The following is a 20,144-nucleotide window of genomic DNA, read 5'->3' as shown; positions in this document are numbered from 1 at the left end:
GGTGGCTTTCAGCTCCTCAGATCCGCCACCGGCCTCCTTCAAGCTCACTTGTCCTGGGCCACGGCATGTCCCTTCTCCAGCCTTGCCACGGCCTCGCGGTAGGCGGGGCTGGCGCGCAGTTGCTGGTAGCGCTCCAGGCCTCGCTGGTATTCGGTGGAGCGGACGTCGATCTCGCGGTCGGAGAGATAGGTGAGTCCGGCGCGGTGCCACATTTCCAGGTCGGCCAGCACCTGGGCGCGGCTGAGGTCGGTGGGGGCAGCCGTGGAGGAGGGCGTGGTGTCCTGGGCGAGGGCGGTGCCGGCCAGGCCCAGGCTGAGGGCGGTCAGGGCGATGAAGCGGGTGAAGTCGGAGGTGCGCATGGGGAACCTTTCAGGTGAAGCGAAGTGATGAGGGCTTCATGGTCCCGCCGCCGCCCTGGCCGGCACAGCCGTTTGCGACGCACTGCAGCATGGCGGGAGCCAATGGCCGTTGGGTTTCGTGAAATGTCAGGAGGGCAGGCGCGGCCATCCGAGGAGCGCCGACAGCCATGGAAATGGGTTGAGCGGCGCTTGTGCAGCGCTTGTGCAGCAGATTATTTCTAGTTTCTCGAATAAATCGGCATGAACAGCCGTGAAATGGCTGGTGGAAGCATGAATCAGCAGCAAATTCCAGCGGCGCAGGCCGACAATCGCCGCTCTCCATGTCTTCATCCATTCCACTTTCCCCCGCTGCCGTTTCGGCAGATTCCGTCTCCCGCAGTTCCGAGGCCTTTCGCGGCTTCAGGGATGCGATTCCCGTGATGCTGGGTTTCGTGCCCTTTGCCCTGGTGCTGGGTGCCCAGGCCGTGCAAAAGGGGCTGGCACCGCTGGAGGTTCCTCTCATGACCGGGATGAACTTCGGCGGCGGCTCGGAGTTCACGGCCATACGGCTGTGGACCTCGCCGCCGCATGTGCTGCTGATCGTCGCCATGTCTTTCCTGGTCAATTGCCGGCACATCCTGATGGGTGCGGCGCTGGCGCCCTATTTGCGCCATCTGCCCAGGCGCCGGGCGCTGCCGGCCCTGTTCTTCATGTGTGACGAAAGCTGGGCGCTGGCCCTCGCAGACGCGCAGCGCAGTGCCGCCCGGCGCGTGAGCCTGCCTTACTACATGGGCGTGTCGGCGGGCCTGTACATGGCCTGGGTCTCGTGCACGGCAGCCGGTGCCTTTCTGGGGCCGCGCATTGGCGACCTGGAGCAGTACGGCTTCGACATGGCGTTCACCGCCGTGTTTCTGGTGCTGCTGCGCGGCATGTGGAAGGGCGTCAGGCCTTGCCGGCCCTGGCTGGTGAGCCTGGTGACAGCGGCCCTGGTCTACAAGCTGGTGCCTGGCGCCTGGTATGTGGCGGCGGGCGCCGTCTCTGGCCTGATCTGCGCGGCCTTGCTGGCGCCCAGGAGCTGAGCGATGGAAGCCACAACCTTGCTGACGCTGGTGCTCATGGCGTGCAGCACGTATTTCACGCGGGTGATCGGCTACCTGCTGCTGCGCGGGCGCACGCTGAGCCCGCGCATGCAGTACGTGATGGAAAGCCTGCCGGGCTGCGTGCTGATCTCGGTGATCGCCCCGGCGTTTGTGTCCGAGCGGCCGGCCGATCTGCTGGCCCTGGTGGTGACGATGGTGGCCGCGAGCCGGCTGCCCATTCTGCCGACGGTGCTGATCGGCATTGCATCGGCGGCAGCGCTGCGGTATGTGCTGGGGTGACTACTGGCAGGGCAGGCGTGTTTTCGGCCTTCAGTTTGTGCGGCGGTGGACGATGTATGAGGCATGCAAGTCTCATCCTCCACATCGGCTTCCGCCTCGGGAGCCGCTTCATCCTCCGGCGGCAATGACATCGTTGCGTTGCAGCGCAAGCTCAAGGAACTGCAGCAGGCGCTCAAGGAAGTGTCTTCCGAGAACATCGACGCCAAGGCCAAGCAGACGAAGGCCAAGCTGCTGCAGTCGCAGATCATGATGGTGCAAAGTCAGATCGAGGCGCTCATGCGCGCCAGGCAGCAGGCCCAGATCGACAAGCAGCGCGAGCAGCAGCAGGCGGCCGAAGCCAAGTCGCCGTCCCAGCCGAAGAGCAACAAGGCGCCCGGACTGGGTGGCGTGGTCGACGTCTACGTCTGAATGGAAATGGCTCGTGCTTTCACGGGCCATTTTTTGATCATCTTGATGTAACTTACATGAATGGATTTGCCGTGCCTTGGATGGGTTGGCCTGGCAACGGGGGTGAGGGCAGGGGCTGGGCATCCGCACTGTGGCGGGTGTCTTTACACATCTCGCGGAACTTATTGAGTTTTGTCTCTCAAGAAATCGGCCACCGCTACCGATAAGGCAGCTAATGTGACTGCCTGGATGCGATAGCGATGGCCTATACCGACGGCAGCACTGGGCCAGAGGTTCTGCGATGAAAAAACTCAGCGATGTGCGTATCGGTACCCGGCTTACAGCCGTCTTTCTTGTCCTGCTGGTCTGCCTGATGGCCGTAGGGGGCGTCGGCGCAAGGGCGCTGGGCCATGTGTTTTCGGGCACGGAGACCCTGTACCAGGACCGTGTGGTTCCACTCAAGCAGCTCAAGCAGATTGCGGATGCCTATGCCGTCAACGTCATAGACACGGTCAATAAAGCCAATGCGGGCCTGATCACGGCGCAGGAGGCATCGGCCAGCATCTCGGGCACGCTGCCCGTGATCGAGGCCGCCTGGCGCAGCTACTCGTCCACCCAGCTCACAGCGCAGGAGGCCATGCTGGCCAAGCAGGCCCAGGCACTGTTCGCGCCGGCCAACCAAAGCATCGACAAACTGCTGCAGCGCCTCAAGCAACTGGACGGCAAGAAGGCCGGCAGCCTGGATGAGTTCGACGGCTCGCTGTATTCCAGCATCGACCCCATCAGCGCCAAGATCGGCGAGCTGGTCGAGCTGCAGCTCAAGACGTCGGAGGATGTCTATGGGGACTCCAGGGAGGTTTTTGCACGGTCGCAGATGCTGATCTACGGTTTTGTGGCGGCTGCCGTCATCCTGGCCGTGGCCCTGGGCTACATGGTCACGCGCTCCATCACGGTGCCCTTGAAGTCGGCCGTGGAAGTGGCCCGGCACATCGAGCAGGGCGACTTGGCTTCGGAAATCCAGGCCACTGGGCGTGACGAGGTCGGCGACTTGCTGCGCTCCATGAGTGCCATGCGCGAGTCGCTGGCAAACATCGTTGGCGATGTGCGGCGCGGGGTGGAGTCGGTGACCACGGCGTCCAGCCAGATCGCTGCCGGCAACCAGGATTTGAGCAGCCGCACCGAGCACCAGGCCTCCAGCCTGCAGGAAACGGCGGCGTCCATGGAGCAGCTGGCCGGCAACGTGGGCCAGAGCTCAGAGAACGCGCGGCAGGCCAGCGCCCTGGCCGTGCGTGCCAAGGAGGTGGCCGGCGTGGGCGGCGGCGCGGTCGCCAGGGTCATCGGCACCATGGACGAAATCTCGGCCAGCAGCGGAAAGATTGCCGAGATCACGGGCGTGATCGACTCCATTGCCTTCCAGACCAATATCCTGGCGCTCAATGCAGCGGTGGAGGCCGCGCGGGCAGGCGAGCAGGGCAGGGGCTTTGCCGTGGTGGCCGGGGAAGTGCGCTCCCTGGCCCAGCGCAGCGCCGCAGCGGCGCGGGAGATCAAGGCACTGATCACGGCATCCACCGACAAGGTGCGAACGGGCGGCAACCAGGTCCGGGAAGCAGGCAAGGCCATGGATGCCATTGAAGCCCAGGTGAGCGAGGTGGCATCGCTGATCGAGGCCATCTCTGCCTCCAGCGTGGAGCAGAGCGGTGGCCTGGGGCAGATCACCCAGGCCGTCTCCCAGATGGACCAGGTCACGCAACAGAATGCCGCCTTGGTGGAAGAGTCAGCAGCCGCTGCGGCCAGCCTGGAACGGCAGGCGCGGGTGCTGGCACAGGCGGTGGCCACGTTCCAGATCAGCTCGGTGAAGGAGATCGGCATGGCGAGCCCCAGCCTGACACTGGCAGCTGCTTGACGCAGACCCAGGAAGAGCGTGCGCAGTGCGCTCTTCCTTTCTTTTGATCAATTCAATGTAACTTACATAAATTAAATTCGTATCAAAAATAGAAAAAGCCGCCGTTTTGAGCGGCGGCTGCTTGTCAGGAACAGGGGGTCAACCCGCGCTGTTGCGGCCTTGCCAGCGCTCGGCAGGCTTGCTGTACATGGCGGCAATCTGGGACTCGAACCGCGTCATGAGGTTGTTGCGCTTGAGCTTGAGGGTAGGTGTCATCAGCCCGTTTTCTATGGTCCAGGGCTCCAGCTCCAGATGCACGGCGCGTGGCACGGCATAGCGGGCAAAGCTGGCCACCTGCTTTTCGATGCGTGCCAGTGCCTCGCGTTCGGCGGCGGAGTGGTTCAGGCTCTTGGGGTCTTCGGGATCCAGGCCCAGGCGCTGGGCCATGGCCTGCCATTCGCCGCGTTCGATCACGGCCACGGCGGCGATGAAGGGGCGGTCTTCGCCCACGACAAAGACCTGGGTGAAGAACGGGTCGCCGGTAATGGCCAGCTCCAGGTCGGCCGGTGGAATCTTTTCGCCGGTGGAGGTGACGATGATTTCCTTGATGCGTCCCTGTATGCGCACGCGCCCGTCCTCGATCACCGCCTGGTCGCCCGTGCGCAGCCAGCCGTCGTCGGTGAAGGTCTTGGCGGTGTCTTCGGGGCGCTCCCAATAGCCGCGCATCACGCAGGGGCCACGCACCTGCAGCTCCCGGTTCTCGCCAATCCGCACCTCCACGCCGGGCAAGGCGCGGCCCACGGTGGCGGGGTGGTTGTCCTCCAGCGTGTTGGCACAGACCACGGGTGAGGTTTCCGTCATTCCATAGCCCTGGATCAGCGGCAGGCCCAAGCCCAGAAAACAGCGCGCAATCGTCGGCGACAGCGGGGCGCCGCCGCTCACGGCCACGCGCACGCGGCCACCGAACTGGGCCAGCAGCGGCTTGGCCACCAGGTGGTTGAGCACCGGCCAGGGCAGCCATTGCATCCAGCCCGGCACTTCGGGCTGGGGCGCTTGCGCATCGGCAATGCCTTGTGTTTCACAAAATCGCTGCCAGCCCCTGGCCTGGGCCAGCTCGAACAGCTGGGCCTTGAGCGGTGCGCGGGCCAGCGTCTCCATGACCTTGGCGTGCACGCGCTCGTAGATGCGTGGCACGGACACCAGCACCGTGGGGCGCTGGGTCTTGAGATCCTCGGCCAGCTGGGCCACAGAACGCGCATAGGCCACGCAGGCGCCCACGGCCAGCGCCAGGTAGTAGCCAGCCGTGCGCTCGAAGGTGTGCGACAGCGGCAGGAAGGAGAGGAAAACATCATCGCTGCGCGGCTGCAGCCGCTGCATCACGGCCTGCACGTTGGAGACCACGTTGCGGTGCGTGAGCATCACGCCCTTGGGCTTGCCCGTGGTGCCCGAGGTGTAGACCACGGCGGCCAGGTCCTCGGCAGAGGGAGGCGGGGGCAGGGGGACTGCGCCGCCTTCAGCCAGCCATTGGGCCAGCGGTTGCACGGGGATCTGGCGCAGGGCCTCCAGTGCGGCGGCATCGCCTTCGGCTTCAGGCTCTGCGGCCCGGGAAGCCGGCTTGGCCGATGCCACGACCACCTTGCGCAGCGCAGGCAGGGCCTGGCCCGTGGCGCAGATCTTGTCCCAAGTGGATTGCTGTGCCACGAACAGCATGGACACCTGGGCGTTGGCCAGGATGTAGGCAATGCTGCCCGCGTTGTCTATGGCGTGCAGCGGCACGGGCACATGGCCGCAGCGCAGGCTGGCCAGGTCGATGGACATGGCGTCCAGCCCGTTGGGCAGCAGGATGGCGATGCGCGATCCTGCCGGCAGCTCCTGTGCGGCCAGCGCCTGCGCCCAGAGGGCCACGCGCTCGCCGGCCTGTGCCCAGTTCAGCGTCTTCCAGCTGCGCACATCCTCGTCATAGGCCCGGTAGGCATCGCCTGCGGGCGTCTGCTGCACGCGCAGGGCCAGCATTTCCACCAGGGTGGAGGCCGTGGCCATGCTGGCATCGGCTGGCAGGCTCATGGCCAGGGAAGGGGCGCGGGCTGGGTCTTGGATGCTCATGCGAGGAGGGTGCGGGCCGAAGTGTATGTAGCCGCTGATGATAGCCGGGGCTTTCCGCAGGTCCTGGCGTCAGCTTCGGACATGAGAGGGTGCGGCGCACGCGTTTATGCTGCACTGCAGCGTTTTCGTGTGTCCACTCTGAAACCAACCAGGAGCCGCATGTCTGCCTACGTCGCCACCGTTGCACACCGGGCCCGATTCCAGACGGGGCGGCTGCCTGCGCGTTATGGCCGCGCCAGATGGTGCCGGCTGTGCAAGAGCGCCGAACGGCAGGCTTCAGGACGCCGCAGCCAGGCCGTTCTGGAAATGCTGACGCATGGCCTGGGCCGCTGCAGCGCCATCGCGGCGCAGCAGGGCCTGCATGACGGTCTCGTGCTCGGCCAGCGAATCCTCGATGCGGCCCTGCTTGAACAGCGACTTGTGGCGGTTGAGCTTCATCACCTTGCGCAGGTCGGCCACCAGCTGGTTGCGCCAGCGGTTGTCGGCAATCTGCAGCAGCTGCATGTGAAAACTTTCGTTGAGTTCGAAGAAGCGGTCTGCATCGCGCGTCTGCGCCTTGAGTTCCTCGTGGGTCTGCTGCAGGGCCGCAAGCTCTTCGTCGCTGCCCGATTCGGCCACCACCTGGACGGCATCGGATTCCAGCAGGCTCAGCAGGTGATAGACATCGGCAATGTCCTTGGACGACACCTCGGTCACATAGGCGCCACGGCGCACCTTCATGGTGACCAGGCCCTCGGCGGCCAGCACCTTCAGGGCCTCGCGCAGCGGGGTGCGGCTGATGCCGTATTCCTCGGCAATCTTCAGTTCGTCGATCCAGTCACCGGGCGCCAGCTCGTGCTCGAAGATGCGCAGGCGCAGCTTCTCTGCAACCTGTTCGTAGAGAGCGCGGGGAGTGAGGGTGTTTGTCGACATGTGGCCCGGATTGTATCGGCAAAGATATTTTGAATGAATAATTATGAATGATGTAAACTGCGGCAGCTCTGGGGCATGCCCTCAAGGGCACCTGTCATTCACGAGCCTGAGAACATGAGACAAGACCATCCGACAGCGCAGAACGGCCAGGAATTCGCAACTGCCGACCTGCAGAAATGGGCCCAGGCGGCCGCCAAGGCCGCTCCCGGGGGCGACATCCAGGCACTGCACTGGACCACGCCCGACGGCATCGACGTCAAGCCGCTGTACACGGCGGCAGACACGGCCAACCTGCCCCATACGGATAGCCTGCCAGGCTTCGAGCCCTACATCCGCGGCCCGCAGGCCACCATGTACGCGGGCCGGCCCTGGACCATTCGCCAGTACGCCGGCTTTTCCACGGCCGAGGAGTCCAACGCCTTCTACCGCAAGGCGCTGGCCGCCGGCGGGCAGGGCGTGTCGGTGGCTTTCGACCTGGCCACGCACCGGGGCTACGACAGCGACCATCCGCGTGTGACGGGCGACGTGGGCAAGGCCGGCGTGGCCATCGATTCGGTCGAAGACATGAAGGTGCTGTTCGACCAGATCCCGCTGGACAAGATCAGCGTGTCCATGACCATGAACGGCGCCGTGCTGCCCGTGCTGGCCGGCTACGTGGTGGCGGCCGAGGAGCAGGGCGTGGCCCAGGACCAGCTGTCGGGGACCATACAGAACGACATCCTCAAGGAGTTCATGGTCCGCAACACCTATATCTACCCGCCCCAGCCGTCGATGCGCATCATCGGCGACATCATCGAGTACACGAGCAAGAACATGCCCAAGTTCAACTCGATCTCGATCTCGGGCTACCACATGCAGGAGGCGGGCGCCAACCAGGCGCTGGAACTGGCCTTCACGCTGGCCGACGGCAAGGAGTACGTCAAGACCGCCACGGCCAAGGGCATGGATGTGGACGATTTCGCGGGCCGGCTGTCCTTCTTCTGGGCCATCGGCATGAATTTCTACCTGGAAATCGCCAAGATGCGCGCGGCCCGCCTGCTGTGGTGCCGCATCATGAAGGGCTTCGGCGCCAAGAAGGCCAAGAGCCTGATGCTGCGCACGCACTGCCAGACCTCCGGCTGGTCGCTGACCGAGCAGGACCCCTACAACAACGTGGTGCGCACCACCATCGAGGCCATGGCCGCCGTCTTCGGCGGCACGCAGAGCCTGCACACCAACAGCTTTGACGAAGCCATCGCGCTGCCCACCGAGTTCTCGGCCCGCATTGCGCGCAACACGCAGCTGATCATCCAGGAAGAGACCCACATCACCAATGTGATCGACCCCTGGGCCGGCAGCTACATGATGGAAAAGCTGACCCAGGACATGGCCGACGCCGCCTGGAAGATCATCGAGGAGGTCGAGGCCATGGGCGGCATGACGGCCGCCGTGGATTCGGGCTGGGCCAAGCTCAAGATCGAGGCCGCCGCCGCCGAGAAGCAGGCGCGCATCGACTCGGGCAAGGATGTCATCGTTGGCGTCAACAAGTACAAGCTGGCCAAGGAAGATCCCATCGACATCCTCGAGGTGGACAACGTCAAGGTGCGCGACAGCCAGATCGCACGCCTGAACCAGATCAAGGCCAGCCGCGATGCAGCCAAGGTCGAGGCCGCCCTGCAGGCGCTGACCCAGGCCGCCGAAAGCGGCGAGGGCAACCTGCTGGACCTGGCCATCCAGGCCGTGCGCCTGCGTGCCACGGTGGGCGAGGTCTCGGACGCACTGGAGAAGGTTTTCGGGCGCCACCGCGCCGATACGCAGAAGGTGACCGGCGTGTATGCAGCAGCCTACGACTCGGCCGAGGGCTGGGAAAAGCTCAAGGGCGAAATCGATGCATCGTCCGAGCAACTGGGCCGCCGCCCGCGCGTGATGATCGCCAAGCTCGGCCAGGACGGCCATGACCGCGGCGCCAAGGTGGTGGCCACGGCCTTTGCCGACCTGGGCTTCGACGTGGACATGGGACCGCTGTTCCAGACACCCGAGGAATGCGCGCGCCAGGCCATCGAGAACGACGTGCACGCGGTGGGCGTGTCCACGCTGGCGGCCGGCCACAAGACCCTGGTGCCGGCCATCATCGAGGAGCTGCGCCGCCAGGGCGCGGACGACATCATCGTCTTCGTGGGCGGCGTGATTCCCGCGCAGGACTACGACTTCCTCTACAACGCCGGCGTCAAGGGCGTCTATGGCCCGGGCACCCCCATACCGGCCAGCGCCAAGGATGTGCTCGAACAGATCCGCCAGGCCAACAGCCTCTGAGCCCGCCGCAGTGACTCCCGAGCAAATGCAAGACGGCATCCTGAACGGCAACCCCGCCGTTCAGCGCCGGGCCATGGCCAAGGCCATCACCCTGCTGGAATCCACGCGCGCCGACCACCGTGCGGCGGCCGATGTGCTGCTCACGGCCCTGCTGCCGCATACGGGCGGGTCTTTCCGCCTGGGCATCAGCGGCGTGCCGGGCGTGGGCAAGAGCACCTTCATCGAAACGCTGGGCCTGTTCCTCATCGCACGCGGCCTGCGGGTGGCGGTGCTGGCCATCGACCCCTCATCCACCGTGTCGGGCGGCTCCATCCTTGGCGACAAGACGCGCATGGAGCAGTTGTCCGTTCACCTGGACGCCTACATCCGCCCCAGCCCCAGCAGCGGCACCCTGGGCGGCGTGGCCGAGAAAACCCGCGAGGCCATGCTGGTCTGCGAGGCGGCTGGCTACGATGTGGTCATCGTCGAGACCGTGGGCGTGGGCCAGAGCGAGATCGCCGTGCAGGGCATGTGCGACATGTTCTGCCTGCTGCAACTGCCCAATGCGGGCGATGACCTGCAGGCCATCAAGAAGGGCGTGATGGAGCTGGCCGACCTGGTCGTCATCAACAAGGCCGACATCGATCCCCATGCCGCCACGCGCGCGCAGGCCCAGATCACCTCCAGCCTGCGCCTGCTGGGCATGCACGGCAACCCCGAGCATGCCCACCACGACGAGCGCCTTTGGCAGCCCCAGGTCATCACCATCAGCGCGCTCAAGAAGGAGGGCGTTGAAGGTTTCTGGGGTGCGGTGGAGGAATTCCGCCGCCTGCAGCAGGCCAACGGGCGCCTGGCGCTGCGCCGCGAACGCCAGGCGCTGTCCTGGATGTGGGAGCGTATCGACTCCGGCCTCAAGCAGGCCTTCCGGCAGCATCCGCAGGTGCGGGCGCTGCTGCCCCAGCTGCAGGCCGACGTGGCAGCAGGGCGCATCGCGGCCAGCACGGCCGCCAGAAATCTGCTGCAGGCGCAGGCAGGCCCCGTGGCGGCGCCGCAGTGACGGCCGACAAGACAAGACCAGACAAACCTTACCGTTAGACGTTAGAGGAATCGCAGCATGCAAGACATCCTGGATCAACTGGAGACAAAGCGCGAACAGGCCCGCCTGGGTGGCGGCCAAAAGCGCATAGATGCACAGCACAAGAAGGGCAAGCTCACGGCGCGCGAGCGCATCGAGCTGCTGCTGGACGACGGCACCTTCGAGGAATGGGACATGTTCGTCGAGCACCGCTGCACCGACTTCGGCATGGAAGACAGCAAGATCCCCGGCGACGGCGTGGTCACCGGCTACGGCATGATCAACGGCCGCCTGGTCTTCGTCTTCAGCCAGGACTTCACCGTCTTCGGCGGTGCGCTGTCCGAGACCCATGCCGAGAAGATCTGCAAGGTCATGGACCAGGCCATGAAGGTCGGCGCCCCCGTGATCGGCCTCAACGACTCGGGCGGCGCCCGCATCCAGGAAGGCGTGGCCTCGCTGGGCGGCTATGCCGACGTGTTCCAGAAGAACGTGCTGGCCAGCGGCGTGGTGCCGCAGATCTCCATGATCATGGGCCCCTGCGCGGGCGGCGCCGTGTATTCGCCGGCCATGACCGACTTCATCTTCATGGTCAAGGACAGCAGCTACATGTTCGTCACCGGCCCCGAAGTGGTGAAGACCGTGACGCACGAGGAGGTCACGGCCGAGGAGCTGGGCGGCGCCATCACCCACACCACGCGCAGCGGCGTGGCCGACATGGCCTTCGACAACGACGTGGAGGCGCTGATGATGCTGCGCCGCCTCTACAACTACCTGCCGCTGAACAACCGCGAGAAGGCGCCCGTGCGCTACACCTCGGACCCCGTGGACCGCGCCGACAAGTCGCTGGACACCCTGGTGCCCGACAACGCCAACAAGCCCTACGACATGAAGGAGCTGATCCTCAAGACCGTGGACGACGGCGACTTCTTCGAGTTGCAGCCCGACTACGCCAAGAACATCCTCACGGGCTTTGCACGCATGGACGGGCAGACCGTGGGCATCGTCGCCAACCAGCCTCTGGTGCTGGCCGGCTGCCTGGACATCAAGAGCTCCATCAAGGCCGCGCGCTTCGTGCGTTTCTGCGATGCCTTCAACATCCCCGTGGTCACCTTCGTGGACGTGCCCGGCTTCATGCCCGGCACCAGCCAGGAGTACGGCGGCATCATCAAGCACGGCGCCAAGCTGCTGTACGCCTATGCCGAGGCCACGGTGCCCAAGATCACCGTCATCACGCGCAAGGCCTACGGCGGCGCCTATGACGTGATGGCCTCCAAGCACCTGCGCGGCGACGTCAACCTGGCCTGGCCCCATGCCGAGATCGCCGTGATGGGCGCCAAGGGCGCCGTGGAGATCATCTTCCGCGAGGACAAGAACGACCCCGCCAAGCTGGCCGCGCGCGAGGCCGAGTACAAGGCCCGCTTCGCCAACCCCTTCGTGGCGGGCGCGCGCGGCTTCATCGACGACGTGATCCAGCCGCACGAGACGCGCAAGCGCATCTGCCGCTCGCTGCAGATGCTCAAGAACAAGCAGCTGGAAAATCCGTGGCGCAAGCATGGAAACATCCCCTTGTGAAGCACCCCCTGAGCGGCTCCGCCGCTTCCCCCTCTCTAACTCGCTTCGCGAGGGAGGGGGACGACACCCTCGGTGCGGGGCGGCCCTTCCTCGGTGTCCCTCGCGTTGGTCGCGCCGGTTACTGACAGTGCTGGCGAAGCGCAAAACAGGGACAGCGAAGCTGACGACAGCTCCGGTTCCCATGATTTAGTTCCAAGAATGGGCTAAGAAGATGTTCAAGAAGATCCTGATTGCCAACCGCGGCGAGATTGCCTGCCGCGTCATCGCCACCGCCCGCAAGATGGGCATACAGACCGTGGCGGTGTACTCCGATGCGGACCGCGAGGCACGCCACGTCAAGCTGGCCGACGAGGCCGTGCACATCGGTGCCGCTCCCAGCCGCGAGTCCTACCTGCAGGCCGACCGCATCATTGCCGCCTGCAAGCAGACCGGCGCGCAGGCCGTGCACCCGGGCTACGGCTTCCTGTCCGAGAACGAGGCCTTCGCCCGGCGCGTGGAGGAAGAGGGCATCGCCTTCATCGGCCCCAAGCACGCGGCCATCGCGGCCATGGGCGACAAGATCGCCTCCAAGAAGCTGGCCGACAAGGCGGGCGTGAGCACCATCCCCGGCTACAACGATCCCATCGCCGGCCCCGAGGCCGCCGTGGAAATCGCCAAGGGCATTGGCTACCCCGTGATGATCAAGGCCAGCGCCGGCGGCGGCGGCAAGGGCCTGCGCGTGGCCTACAACGACAAGGAAGCCTTCGAGGGCTTTGCCAGCTGCCAGAACGAGGCACGCAACAGCTTCGGCGACGACCGCATCTTCATCGAGAAGTTCGTGCAGGAGCCGCGCCACATCGAGATCCAGGTGCTGGGCGACGGCCACGGCAACGTGATCTACCTGAACGAGCGCGAATGCTCCATCCAGCGCCGGCACCAGAAGGTGATCGAAGAGGCGCCGTCCCCCTTCATCAGCGATGCCACGCGCCGCGCCATGGGAGAGCAGGCCGTGGCCCTGGCCAAGGCCGTGGGCTACCAGAGCGCGGGCACGGTGGAGTTCGTGGTCGGCAAGGACCAGGATTTCTACTTCCTGGAAATGAACACCCGCCTGCAGGTGGAGCATCCGGTGACCGAGTGCATCACCGGCCTGGATCTGGTCGAGCAGATGATCCGCGTGGCCGCTGGCGAGAAGCTGGCCATCGCGCAGGAAGACGTCAAGCGCGATGGCTGGGCCATCGAGTGCCGCATCAACGCCGAGGACCCGTTCCGCAACTTCCTGCCCTCCACGGGCCGCCTGGTGCGCTTTTCGCCGCCAGAGCAGACCATGTGGCAGGCCGACACCGGCCACCTGCACGGCGTGCGCGTGGATACGGGCGTGTATGAAGGCGGCGAAATTCCGATGTTCTACGACTCGATGATCGCCAAGCTCATCGTGCACGGCAGCGACCGCAACGACGCCATCGCCAAGATGCGCGAGGCGCTCAATGCCTTCGTGATCCGGGGCATCAGCTCCAACATCCCGTTCCAGGCCGCGCTGCTGGCCCATCCCAAGTTCAAGAGCGGCGACTTCAACACCGGCTTCATCGCCGAGCACTACTCCCACGGCTTCCACGCCGAGGACGTGCCCCACGGCGATCCGGACTTCCTGGTCGCCCTGGCCGGCCACATGAACCGTCGCTACCGCGCGCGCGCCGCCACCATCAGCGGCCAGATGCGGGGGCACGAGCTCAAGGTCTCGGCCGACTACTGCGTGGTCGTGCTGGGCGCCGAAGGCCAGCACCAGTACCGCGCCGTGCAGGTCTCGGACTTCGACGCTGAAAGCCGCGCCAGCACCGTCACGGTGGATGGCAAGCCCTACACCTTCCGCAGCGAAACCCCCATGCGTGCCATGTGCGTGCAGGGCAGCTGCAACGGCAAGCCCTTCACGGCCCAGGTCGAGCGCGGCACGGCCAGGAACCCGCTGGCCCTGCGCGTCATCCACAACGGCACGCAGATCGACGCCCTGGTGCTCTCGCCGCGCGGCGGCGAACTGCACCGGCTCATGCCCTACAAGGCACCGCCGGACCTGTCCAGGTTCCTGCTGTCGCCCATGCCGGGCCTGCTGGTGGACGTGGCCGTGCAGCCGGGCCAGAAGGTGCAGGCCGGCGAAAAGCTGGCCGTGATCGAGGCCATGAAGATGGAAAACATCCTGTTCGCGTCGCAGGACGGTGTGGTCAGCAAGATCAGCGCCGGCAAGGGCGACTCGCTGGCCGTGGACGATGTGATCCTGGAATTCGAGTGATTCCTGCGCCGCGGGGCGGGGCCGTGGCATGCATGAAGCATGTCGCCGGCCGCCCGGCGTTGCTGTTCCGACTCAGGTGCAATAAATTTTTGCTAAATCCGAGGCGCTCGCTTTAGAATTTGTAAAAATATGTGTCACTCTCCAGGACCGGCATGAACCTCAATTCCAAGGCAGCTCAAAGAGAGATCGACGAGCGCACCAATCTCACCAGCAACAACAAGTTCGAGCTGCTGCTGTTCCGGCTGGGCAGCGACTCCGGCCTGGGCCAGTCCGAGCTGTTCGGGATCAATGTGTTCAAGGTCCGCGAAATCGTGGCCATGCCGCACATCACGCCCATCGCGGGGGGCACGGCCCATTCGCTGGGTGTGGCAAACCTGCGCGGGCAGGTGATCCCGGTGCTGAATCTTCCCGCCATCATGGGCTGCAAGCCCCAGACCGGCCTGAACATCATGCTGGTCACCGAATATGCGCGCACCACCCAGGCATTCGCGGTGGAGTCCGTCGAGGACATCGTGCGCCTGGATTGGAAGCAGGTGCTGTCGGCCGAGGCCAGCGGCACCGGCGGCAAGCTGGTCACCAGCATCGCCCGCCTGGATGGCGACACCGACAACTCGCGCCTGGCCCAGGTGCTGGATGTGGAGGCCATCCTGCAATTGGTGTCTCCCACCGACGCCCAGGAAATCACGCCGGAAAAAGTGGGCGCCAGGCTCAAGCTCAAGCCCGGCGCCATCGTGCTGGCCGCCGATGATTCCTTCGTGGCGCGCTCGCTGATCGAGAAGGAGCTCAAGGTCCTGGAGGCACCGTATGAAATGCTCAAGTCCGGCAAGGAGGCCTGGGACCGCCTCAACGCCATCGCCGACAGTGCCCAGGCAGAGGGCCTGACGGTGGCCGACAAGGTCGCCCTGGTGCTGACCGACCTGGAGATGCCCGAGATGGACGGCTTCACGCTCACCCGCCACATCAAGCAGGACGCGCGCTTCCATTCCATTCCCGTGCTCATCCATTCCTCGCTGTCCGGATCGGCCAACGAAGACCATGTGCGCAGCGTTGGCGCGGACGGCTACGTGGCCAAGTTCGCGGCAGAGGATCTGGCCGAGACCCTGCGCCGCCTGCTGCCGGGCTGATGGCCACGGAGGAGGGCGCTCAAAACCCCTCTCCGCTTCAACTGCTCTGCCGCACCACCAGTTCGTAGCCCAGATCCACGCTGGGCGGCTCCACGGCCTCGCCACGCATCAGCTGCAGCAGCATGCGCGCACCTTCGGTGCCGATATGGCCGCGCGGCGTGCGGATGGTGGTCAGCGGCGGCACCATCTGGTCGCTGCCGGGCAGGTCGTTGAAGCCTGCGATGGCGATCTGCTCGGGCACGCGTATCCCCCGGCGCAGAGCCTCCAGCAGCGCACCCTGGGCAATGTCGTCGTTGCAGAAGAACAGGGCATCGACGGCAGGGTCCAGGCGCAGGGCGGCGTCCAGCAGCTCGGCGCCCAGCGCCATCGACGTGGGGCGGGGCCAGAGCAGTTCCAGGGCGGGGTCATGCAGGCCCGCCGCCTGCAGGGCATGGCGGTAGCCCGCGGCGCGCTGCATCACGCGGGCATCGAGCTGGCCTGCGCAAAAGGCAATGCGCCTGTGTCCGCGCTCCATCAAGTGCCGCGTGATGGCGGCCCCGGCCTCGGCCTGCGAAAAGCCCACGCTGGGCGCACCAGGCTCGCCGCCCAGTTCCATCAGGTGCACGCAGGGGACCTTGCTGGCCTGCACCAGTTCACGCGCAGCGGGGCTGCGGTCAAAACCCGTGAGCAGCAGGCCGGCCGGGCGCATGGGCAGGTAGGTGCGCAGCAGCTGCTCTTCTTCGGCCCGGTCGTAGTGGGTCACGCCGATCAGCGCGTGGTAGCCCGCAGAGAACAGCACCTTGTGGACCGCCTCGATCAGGTCCACGAATAGGGTGTTGGACAGCATGGGCACCAGCACCAGCACCTGGGCGCTTTTCTGCGAGGCCAGGGCGCGTGCGGCGGGGTCGGGCACATAGCCCATCTGTGCGGCGGCCGTGCGGATTTTCTCGACCAGGGCCGGGTCCACGCGGCGCTCGCCGCGCAGCGCGCGCGAGACCGTCATGGGGCTGACGCCAGCGGCCTGTGCCACATCGCTGAGCGTGATGCGCCCGCTGGCCCGCGAGGAGCGTGCGCGGCCCGTGGCGGGCAGGGCCGGGCCGGAAACATCGGCGGAGGGCGATTCTGGGGAGGCAGGCGGAATCTGACGGGCCAAGGGATTGTCCTAGGTCGGGGGCGGGAGGGTTGAAGATTATGATAGCGCTATCCCAATCATTCGAAGGCACTTGCTCCTGCGTGTAAACCCGGACGAAGGCCTCTGAAGCACACCGAAATCCAAGGCAGACCCTGGTCTGCCAATTTTTGCAAGAACATGGATAGCGCTATCCCAACAATCACCGCGGCCGCCCCCGCAGACACCCGCCCACGGGCGCTGGTCGTCATGGGCGTTTCCGGCTGCGGCAAGTCCAGCGTGGGGCAGGCCCTGGCCGATGCCCTGGGCTGGACCCTGCACGAGGGCGATGCCCACCATGCCGAGGAAAGCATCCGCAAGATGCAGGCCGGCATCCCCCTGACCGACGACGACCGCAGCGGCTGGCTGGACCGGCTGGCCCAGCTGCTGGCCCAGGCCATGCCGGGGCAGGGCGTGGTGCTGACCTGCTCGGCCCTCAAGCGCAAGTACCGCGACCGGCTGCGTGCCGCCGGCCCGGCCGGTGCCGTGGGCTTCGTGTTCCTGGACCTGAACTACGACACGGCGCTGCAGCGCGTGCAGGAGCGCGCCGGCCATTTCTTCTCGCCCGAGCTGGTGGCCAACCAGTTCTCCACGCTGGAACGCCCTGATGGCGAATGCGCCGTGCTGTCCGTGGACGCCACGCTGCCGCTGACCGACATCGTGCTCCGCGCCCAAAGCTGGCAGGTCCTGCCCGCGGCGCAGGCCGACACCTTCTCCCAAAACCCATAACGCCAGGAGACAAGCCCCATGCAATCCGATTCCCCCGCAGTCCGGCCCAAGCCGCGCCTGCAGCACTTTGCCGAGGTGCTGATGGTGCTGGCCCTGGCCGGCATGGTCATTGCCGTGTTCGTCAACGTGGTGCTGCGCTATGTGTTCCACACCAGCATCGTTTCCTATGAGGAAATCTCGCGCCTGCTCTTCGTCTGGCTGGTGGCCATTGGCGCCATCGTGGCCGCTTTCGAGGGCAGCCACCTGGGCTTCGACCTTGTGACATCCCGCGTGGGGCCTGGCGTGCGCAAGGCGCTGTTCTGGGTGTCGCAGGCGCTGGTCCTGGTCTGCATGGGCCTGCTGCTGTGGGGCTCCTGGGCCCAGGTGGAGGCCGGGCTGAACAGCTACAGCACCGTGCTGGGCTACCCGCTGGCCCTGGGCGCCGCGGCCACCCTGGTGCTGGCCGTGGGCCTGCTGGTGGTGACGCTGCGCGACCTGCGCCGCGGCGCGCCGGCAGAAAACCATGCCGAAACAACGGTCGAGTAAGGAGCACGCACCATGGTTGTGACCCTGATCTTTCTGGCCGTGCTGATTGGCGGCATGGTGATCGGCATGCCCATCGCCCAGGCGCTGGTGTTGACCGGCGTGGCGCTGATGTGGCACCTGGACTTCTTCGACTCGCAGCTGCTTGCGCAGAACCTGCAGGCCGGCTTCGACAACTTCCCGCTGCTGGCCGTGCCCTTCTTCATCCTGGCCGGCGAGCTGATGAATGCAGGCGGCCTGTCGCGCCGCATCATCGACCTGGCACGTGCCTATGTGGGCCATATCCGTGGCGGCCTGGGCTATGTGGCCATTGGCGCGGCGGTGCTGCTGGCGTCCATGAGCGGCTCGGCCATTGCCGATACCGCCGCCCTGGCCACCATCCTGCTGCCCATGATGCGCGACCAGAAGTATCCCGACAGCTACAGCGCGGGCCTGCTGGCCTCGGGCGGCATCATCGCGCCCATCATTCCGCCGTCCATGCCCTTCGTCATCTACGGCGTGACGACCAACACCTCGATCAGCAAGCTGTTCCTGTCGGGCGTGGTGCCGGGCCTGATCATGGGCGTGTTCCTGATATTTGCCTGGTGGTCCATCGCCCGCAAGTACGACCTGTCGCGCGGCGAGCGCATGGCCTGGGGCCCGCGTCTGAAGGCGCTGGCCAAGAGCTTCTGGGCCATGATGATGCCGGTCATCATCCTGGGCGGCCTCAAGGGCGGCGTGTTCACGCCCACCGAGGCGGCCGTGGTCGCAGCCGTCTACGCGCTGTTCGTGTCCATGGTGATCTACCGCGAGATGACATGGACCCGGCTCTACGCCGTGTTCCTGGCCGCCGCCAAGACCACGGCCGTGGTCATGTTCCTGTGCGGCGCCGCCACGGTGACGGCCTACATGATCACCCTGGCCGACCTGCCCAACATGCTGGCCGACAGCTTCTCGGGCCTGCTGGGCAGTCCCGTGCTGTTCATGGCCACGATGATGCTGTTCCTGCTGGTGGTGGGTACGGCCATGGACCTGACGCCGACCATCCTGATCTTCGGCCCCGTGTGCGCGCCGCTGGCCGTCAAGGCCGGCATCGATCCCATCTACTTCGGCTTCATGTTCATCTACGTGGGCTGCATCGGCCTGATCACGCCGCCCGTGGGCACGGTGCAGAACGTGGTCGCCGGCGTGGGCCGGCTGCGCATGGAGACCGTGATCAAGGGCACGAACCCGTTCCTGATGGTCTATGTGCTGCTTGCCGTGCTTTTCGTGATTTTTCCGCAAATCATCCTGGCCCCTCTGCGCTGGATGCATTGATCCCTCACTACAACCCAAGGAGATGAACATGCGTATTCCCTTTGCACTCGCCGGCCTGATGGCTGCCGTCACCACGCTGGCCGCCACGGGCCAGGCCATGGCCCAGGACTTCAAGCCGCGCATCGTGCGCTTCGGCTATGGCCTGGTCGATGAGTCCAACCAGGGCCGCGCGGCGCGCTTCTTTGCCAAGGAGGTCGAGAAGGCCACGGGCGGCAAGATGAAGGTGCGTGCCATCGGCAATGCCTCGCTGGGCTCGGACACGCAGATGCAGCAGGCGCTGATCGGCGGCGCCCAGGAGATGATGGTCGGCTCCACCGCCACCCTGGTGGGCCTGTCGCCCGAAATGGCCGTCTGGGACACCCCCTTCCTGTTCAGCAATGTCAAGGAAGCCGACGCCGTGCTGGACGGCCCCGTGGGCGAGAAGGTCAAGGCCACGCTGGAGCCCAAGGGCATGGTGGGCCTGGTCTATTGGGAAAACGGTTTCCGCAACCTCACCAACAACAAGCGCCCCATCGCCAAGATGGAAGACCTGGCCGACGTGAAGCTGCGCGTGATGCAGAACAACGTCTTCCTGGACAGTTTCAAGGCCCTGGGCGCCAATGCCGTGCCGCTGCCGTTCTCCGAGCTGTTCACGGCGCTGGAGACCCGTGCCGTCGATGGTCAGGAAAACCCCTTCAACACGGTGCTGTCCAGCAAGTTCTATGAAGTGCAGAAGTACCTCACGGTGTCCAACCACGTCTACAGCCCCTGGATCGTCACCGTCAGCAAGAAGTGGTGGGACACGCTGAGCCCGGCCGAGAAGAAGGTGCTGCAGGATGCCGCCGTCAAGAGCCGCGAGTTCGAACGCAAGGACACGCGCGAGGAAGCCGCCAAGGCCCTGGCCGACATCAAGGCCAAGGGCATGCAGGTCAACGAACTGCCCGCCGCAGAAGCCAGCCGCATGCGCGACAAGCTCGCGGCGGTGAATGCCGGCATTGCCAAGACCGTGGGCCAGGGCACATGGGACGAGGTGCAGGCCGCCGTCAAGCAGGCGCGCGCAGTGAAGTAAGCTTCGGTGCAGGGCCGGACGCACCTGGGAGGGATGCCCCGGCCGACATTTCCCATAAAGACAACGCGACAGAGAGAAAACGCGCACCAGCGCATCCGC

The 20,144-nt window shown here is 65.7% G+C and carries 18 protein-coding genes; 13 read left to right on the top strand and 5 right to left on the bottom strand.

The features are described 5' to 3' along the window. Window positions 1–44: 44 nt before the first annotated feature. Both LGR64_RS11230 and LGR64_RS11225 read right to left on the bottom strand, forming a co-directional pair. On the bottom strand, window positions 45–359 hold the full coding sequence (locus LGR64_RS11230; protein WP_141832266.1) for a DUF4148 domain-containing protein: 315 nt from the start codon (window positions 357–359) through the stop codon (window positions 45–47). 126 nt (window positions 360–485) lie between these two features. Beyond that, window positions 486–689: a hypothetical protein gene (locus LGR64_RS11225; protein ID WP_141832264.1), complete on the bottom strand. Its 204-nt coding sequence runs from the start codon at window positions 687–689 to the stop codon at window positions 486–488. Here LGR64_RS11225 and LGR64_RS11220 point away from each other — a divergent pair. The 4 genes from LGR64_RS11220 (at window position 680) to LGR64_RS11205 (ending at window position 4,007) form a co-directional block, all read left to right on the top strand. After that, the gene (locus LGR64_RS11220) at window positions 680–1,417 is read left to right on the top strand and encodes an AzlC family ABC transporter permease (protein ID WP_141832262.1); all 738 of its coding nucleotides are present in this window, start codon (window positions 680–682) and stop codon (window positions 1,415–1,417) included. The two genes, LGR64_RS11225 and LGR64_RS11220, sit on opposite strands and share 10 nt — an antisense overlap. Before the next feature lie 3 nt (window positions 1,418–1,420). Next, window positions 1,421–1,717, top strand: coding sequence for an AzlD family protein (locus tag LGR64_RS11215; RefSeq protein ID WP_141832260.1), 297 nt, complete (start codon window positions 1,421–1,423; stop codon window positions 1,715–1,717). Between the two features lie 63 nt (window positions 1,718–1,780). Continuing rightward, the gene (locus tag LGR64_RS11210; RefSeq protein ID WP_012205575.1) at window positions 1,781–2,125 is read left to right on the top strand and encodes a FlxA-like family protein; all 345 of its coding nucleotides are present in this window, start codon (window positions 1,781–1,783) and stop codon (window positions 2,123–2,125) included. A 280-nt stretch (window positions 2,126–2,405) separates the two neighbouring features. Beyond that, window positions 2,406–4,007: a methyl-accepting chemotaxis protein gene (locus LGR64_RS11205; RefSeq protein WP_141832257.1), complete on the top strand. Its 1,602-nt coding sequence runs from the start codon at window positions 2,406–2,408 to the stop codon at window positions 4,005–4,007. 138 nt (window positions 4,008–4,145) lie between these two features. On the opposite strand, the gene LGR64_RS11200 is transcribed toward LGR64_RS11205, so the two are convergent. Continuing rightward, window positions 4,146–6,089: an AMP-dependent synthetase/ligase gene (locus tag LGR64_RS11200; RefSeq protein WP_141832255.1), complete on the bottom strand. Its 1,944-nt coding sequence runs from the start codon at window positions 6,087–6,089 to the stop codon at window positions 4,146–4,148. Window positions 6,090–6,365: 276 nt separating this feature from the next. After that, window positions 6,366–7,001, bottom strand: a complete 636-nt coding sequence (locus LGR64_RS11195) for a GntR family transcriptional regulator (protein ID WP_012205578.1) — start codon at window positions 6,999–7,001, stop codon at window positions 6,366–6,368. A gap of 114 nt (window positions 7,002–7,115) precedes the next feature. On the opposite strand from LGR64_RS11195, the gene scpA reads away from it, so the two are divergent. The 5 genes from scpA to LGR64_RS11170 all read left to right on the top strand — a co-directional run bounded on the left by scpA (window position 7,116) and on the right by LGR64_RS11170 (window position 15,303). Then, window positions 7,116–9,293: a methylmalonyl-CoA mutase gene (gene scpA / locus LGR64_RS11190; protein ID WP_141832253.1), complete on the top strand. Its 2,178-nt coding sequence runs from the start codon at window positions 7,116–7,118 to the stop codon at window positions 9,291–9,293. A gap of 25 nt (window positions 9,294–9,318) precedes the next feature. Further along, window positions 9,319–10,329: a methylmalonyl Co-A mutase-associated GTPase MeaB gene (gene meaB / locus LGR64_RS11185; RefSeq protein ID WP_141832251.1), complete on the top strand. Its 1,011-nt coding sequence runs from the start codon at window positions 9,319–9,321 to the stop codon at window positions 10,327–10,329. 57 nt (window positions 10,330–10,386) lie between these two features. Continuing rightward, window positions 10,387–11,919, top strand: a complete 1,533-nt coding sequence (locus LGR64_RS11180) for an acyl-CoA carboxylase subunit beta (RefSeq protein ID WP_016446053.1) — start codon at window positions 10,387–10,389, stop codon at window positions 11,917–11,919. A gap of 211 nt (window positions 11,920–12,130) precedes the next feature. Next, a complete protein-coding gene (locus LGR64_RS11175) occupies window positions 12,131–14,179 on the top strand; it encodes an acetyl-CoA carboxylase biotin carboxylase subunit (protein ID WP_141832249.1) in 2,049 nt (682 codons plus the stop codon). Window positions 14,180–14,331: 152 nt separating this feature from the next. Then, window positions 14,332–15,303 (top strand): chemotaxis protein, encoded by a 972-nt coding sequence (locus tag LGR64_RS11170; protein ID WP_141832247.1) that lies wholly within the window; start codon window positions 14,332–14,334, stop codon window positions 15,301–15,303. A gap of 37 nt (window positions 15,304–15,340) precedes the next feature. Here LGR64_RS11170 and LGR64_RS11165 read toward each other — a convergent pair whose 3' ends face one another. Beyond that, window positions 15,341–16,435, bottom strand: a complete 1,095-nt coding sequence (locus LGR64_RS11165; protein ID WP_012205586.1) for a LacI family DNA-binding transcriptional regulator — start codon at window positions 16,433–16,435, stop codon at window positions 15,341–15,343. Between the two features lie 156 nt (window positions 16,436–16,591). Between LGR64_RS11165 and LGR64_RS11160 the strand changes: the two genes are divergently transcribed. The 4 genes from LGR64_RS11160 to LGR64_RS11145 are packed head-to-tail and all read left to right on the top strand — an operon-like array spanning window position 16,592 to window position 20,045. Continuing rightward, window positions 16,592–17,179 carry a gluconokinase gene (locus tag LGR64_RS11160; protein WP_230355444.1) on the top strand — a complete coding sequence of 196 codons (588 nt, stop codon included), beginning with the start codon at window positions 16,592–16,594 and terminating at the stop codon, window positions 17,177–17,179. An 18-nt stretch (window positions 17,180–17,197) separates the two neighbouring features. Continuing rightward, a complete protein-coding gene (locus LGR64_RS11155; protein ID WP_071955890.1) occupies window positions 17,198–17,704 on the top strand; it encodes a TRAP transporter small permease in 507 nt (168 codons plus the stop codon). A 12-nt stretch (window positions 17,705–17,716) separates the two neighbouring features. Beyond that, entirely contained in the window at window positions 17,717–18,997 is a 1,281-nt protein-coding gene (locus LGR64_RS11150; protein ID WP_013802434.1) for a TRAP transporter large permease, read from the top strand. Between the two features lie 28 nt (window positions 18,998–19,025). Next, entirely contained in the window at window positions 19,026–20,045 is a 1,020-nt protein-coding gene (locus LGR64_RS11145; RefSeq protein ID WP_012205590.1) for a TRAP transporter substrate-binding protein, read from the top strand. The last annotated feature ends 99 nt before the right edge of the window (window positions 20,046–20,144 follow it).

Origin of the sequence: Delftia sp. Lp-1 (assembly GCF_020523835.1) — a bacterium.
Taxonomy (GTDB): domain Bacteria; phylum Pseudomonadota; class Gammaproteobacteria; order Burkholderiales; family Burkholderiaceae_C; genus Comamonas; species Comamonas acidovorans.
Note: the sequence above shows the minus strand (reverse complement) of the source record. Positions and strands in the feature narration are given on the sequence as shown.

Excerpts from the sequence above, each read along its gene's own strand:
- LGR64_RS11230 (WP_141832266.1), bottom strand. The coding sequence starts at position 359 with ATGCGCACCTCCGACTTCACCCGCTTCATCGCCCTGACCGCCCTCAGC.
- LGR64_RS11220 (WP_141832262.1), top strand. The coding sequence starts at position 680 with ATGTCTTCATCCATTCCACTTTCCCCCGCTGCCGTTTCGGCAGATTCC.
- LGR64_RS11225 (WP_141832264.1), bottom strand. The coding sequence starts at position 689 with ATGAAGACATGGAGAGCGGCGATTGTCGGCCTGCGCCGCTGGAATTTG.
- LGR64_RS11215 (WP_141832260.1), top strand. The coding sequence starts at position 1,421 with ATGGAAGCCACAACCTTGCTGACGCTGGTGCTCATGGCGTGCAGCACG.
- LGR64_RS11210 (WP_012205575.1), top strand. The coding sequence starts at position 1,781 with ATGCAAGTCTCATCCTCCACATCGGCTTCCGCCTCGGGAGCCGCTTCA.
- LGR64_RS11205 (WP_141832257.1), top strand. The coding sequence starts at position 2,406 with ATGAAAAAACTCAGCGATGTGCGTATCGGTACCCGGCTTACAGCCGTC.
- LGR64_RS11200 (WP_141832255.1), bottom strand. The coding sequence starts at position 6,089 with ATGAGCATCCAAGACCCAGCCCGCGCCCCTTCCCTGGCCATGAGCCTG.
- LGR64_RS11195 (WP_012205578.1), bottom strand. The coding sequence starts at position 7,001 with ATGTCGACAAACACCCTCACTCCCCGCGCTCTCTACGAACAGGTTGCA.
- scpA (WP_141832253.1), top strand. The coding sequence starts at position 7,116 with ATGAGACAAGACCATCCGACAGCGCAGAACGGCCAGGAATTCGCAACT.
- meaB (WP_141832251.1), top strand. The coding sequence starts at position 9,319 with ATGCAAGACGGCATCCTGAACGGCAACCCCGCCGTTCAGCGCCGGGCC.
- LGR64_RS11180 (WP_016446053.1), top strand. The coding sequence starts at position 10,387 with ATGCAAGACATCCTGGATCAACTGGAGACAAAGCGCGAACAGGCCCGC.
- LGR64_RS11175 (WP_141832249.1), top strand. The coding sequence starts at position 12,131 with ATGTTCAAGAAGATCCTGATTGCCAACCGCGGCGAGATTGCCTGCCGC.
- LGR64_RS11170 (WP_141832247.1), top strand. The coding sequence starts at position 14,332 with ATGAACCTCAATTCCAAGGCAGCTCAAAGAGAGATCGACGAGCGCACC.
- LGR64_RS11160 (WP_230355444.1), top strand. The coding sequence starts at position 16,592 with ATGGATAGCGCTATCCCAACAATCACCGCGGCCGCCCCCGCAGACACC.
- LGR64_RS11155 (WP_071955890.1), top strand. The coding sequence starts at position 17,198 with ATGCAATCCGATTCCCCCGCAGTCCGGCCCAAGCCGCGCCTGCAGCAC.
- LGR64_RS11150 (WP_013802434.1), top strand. The coding sequence starts at position 17,717 with ATGGTTGTGACCCTGATCTTTCTGGCCGTGCTGATTGGCGGCATGGTG.
- LGR64_RS11145 (WP_012205590.1), top strand. The coding sequence starts at position 19,026 with ATGCGTATTCCCTTTGCACTCGCCGGCCTGATGGCTGCCGTCACCACG.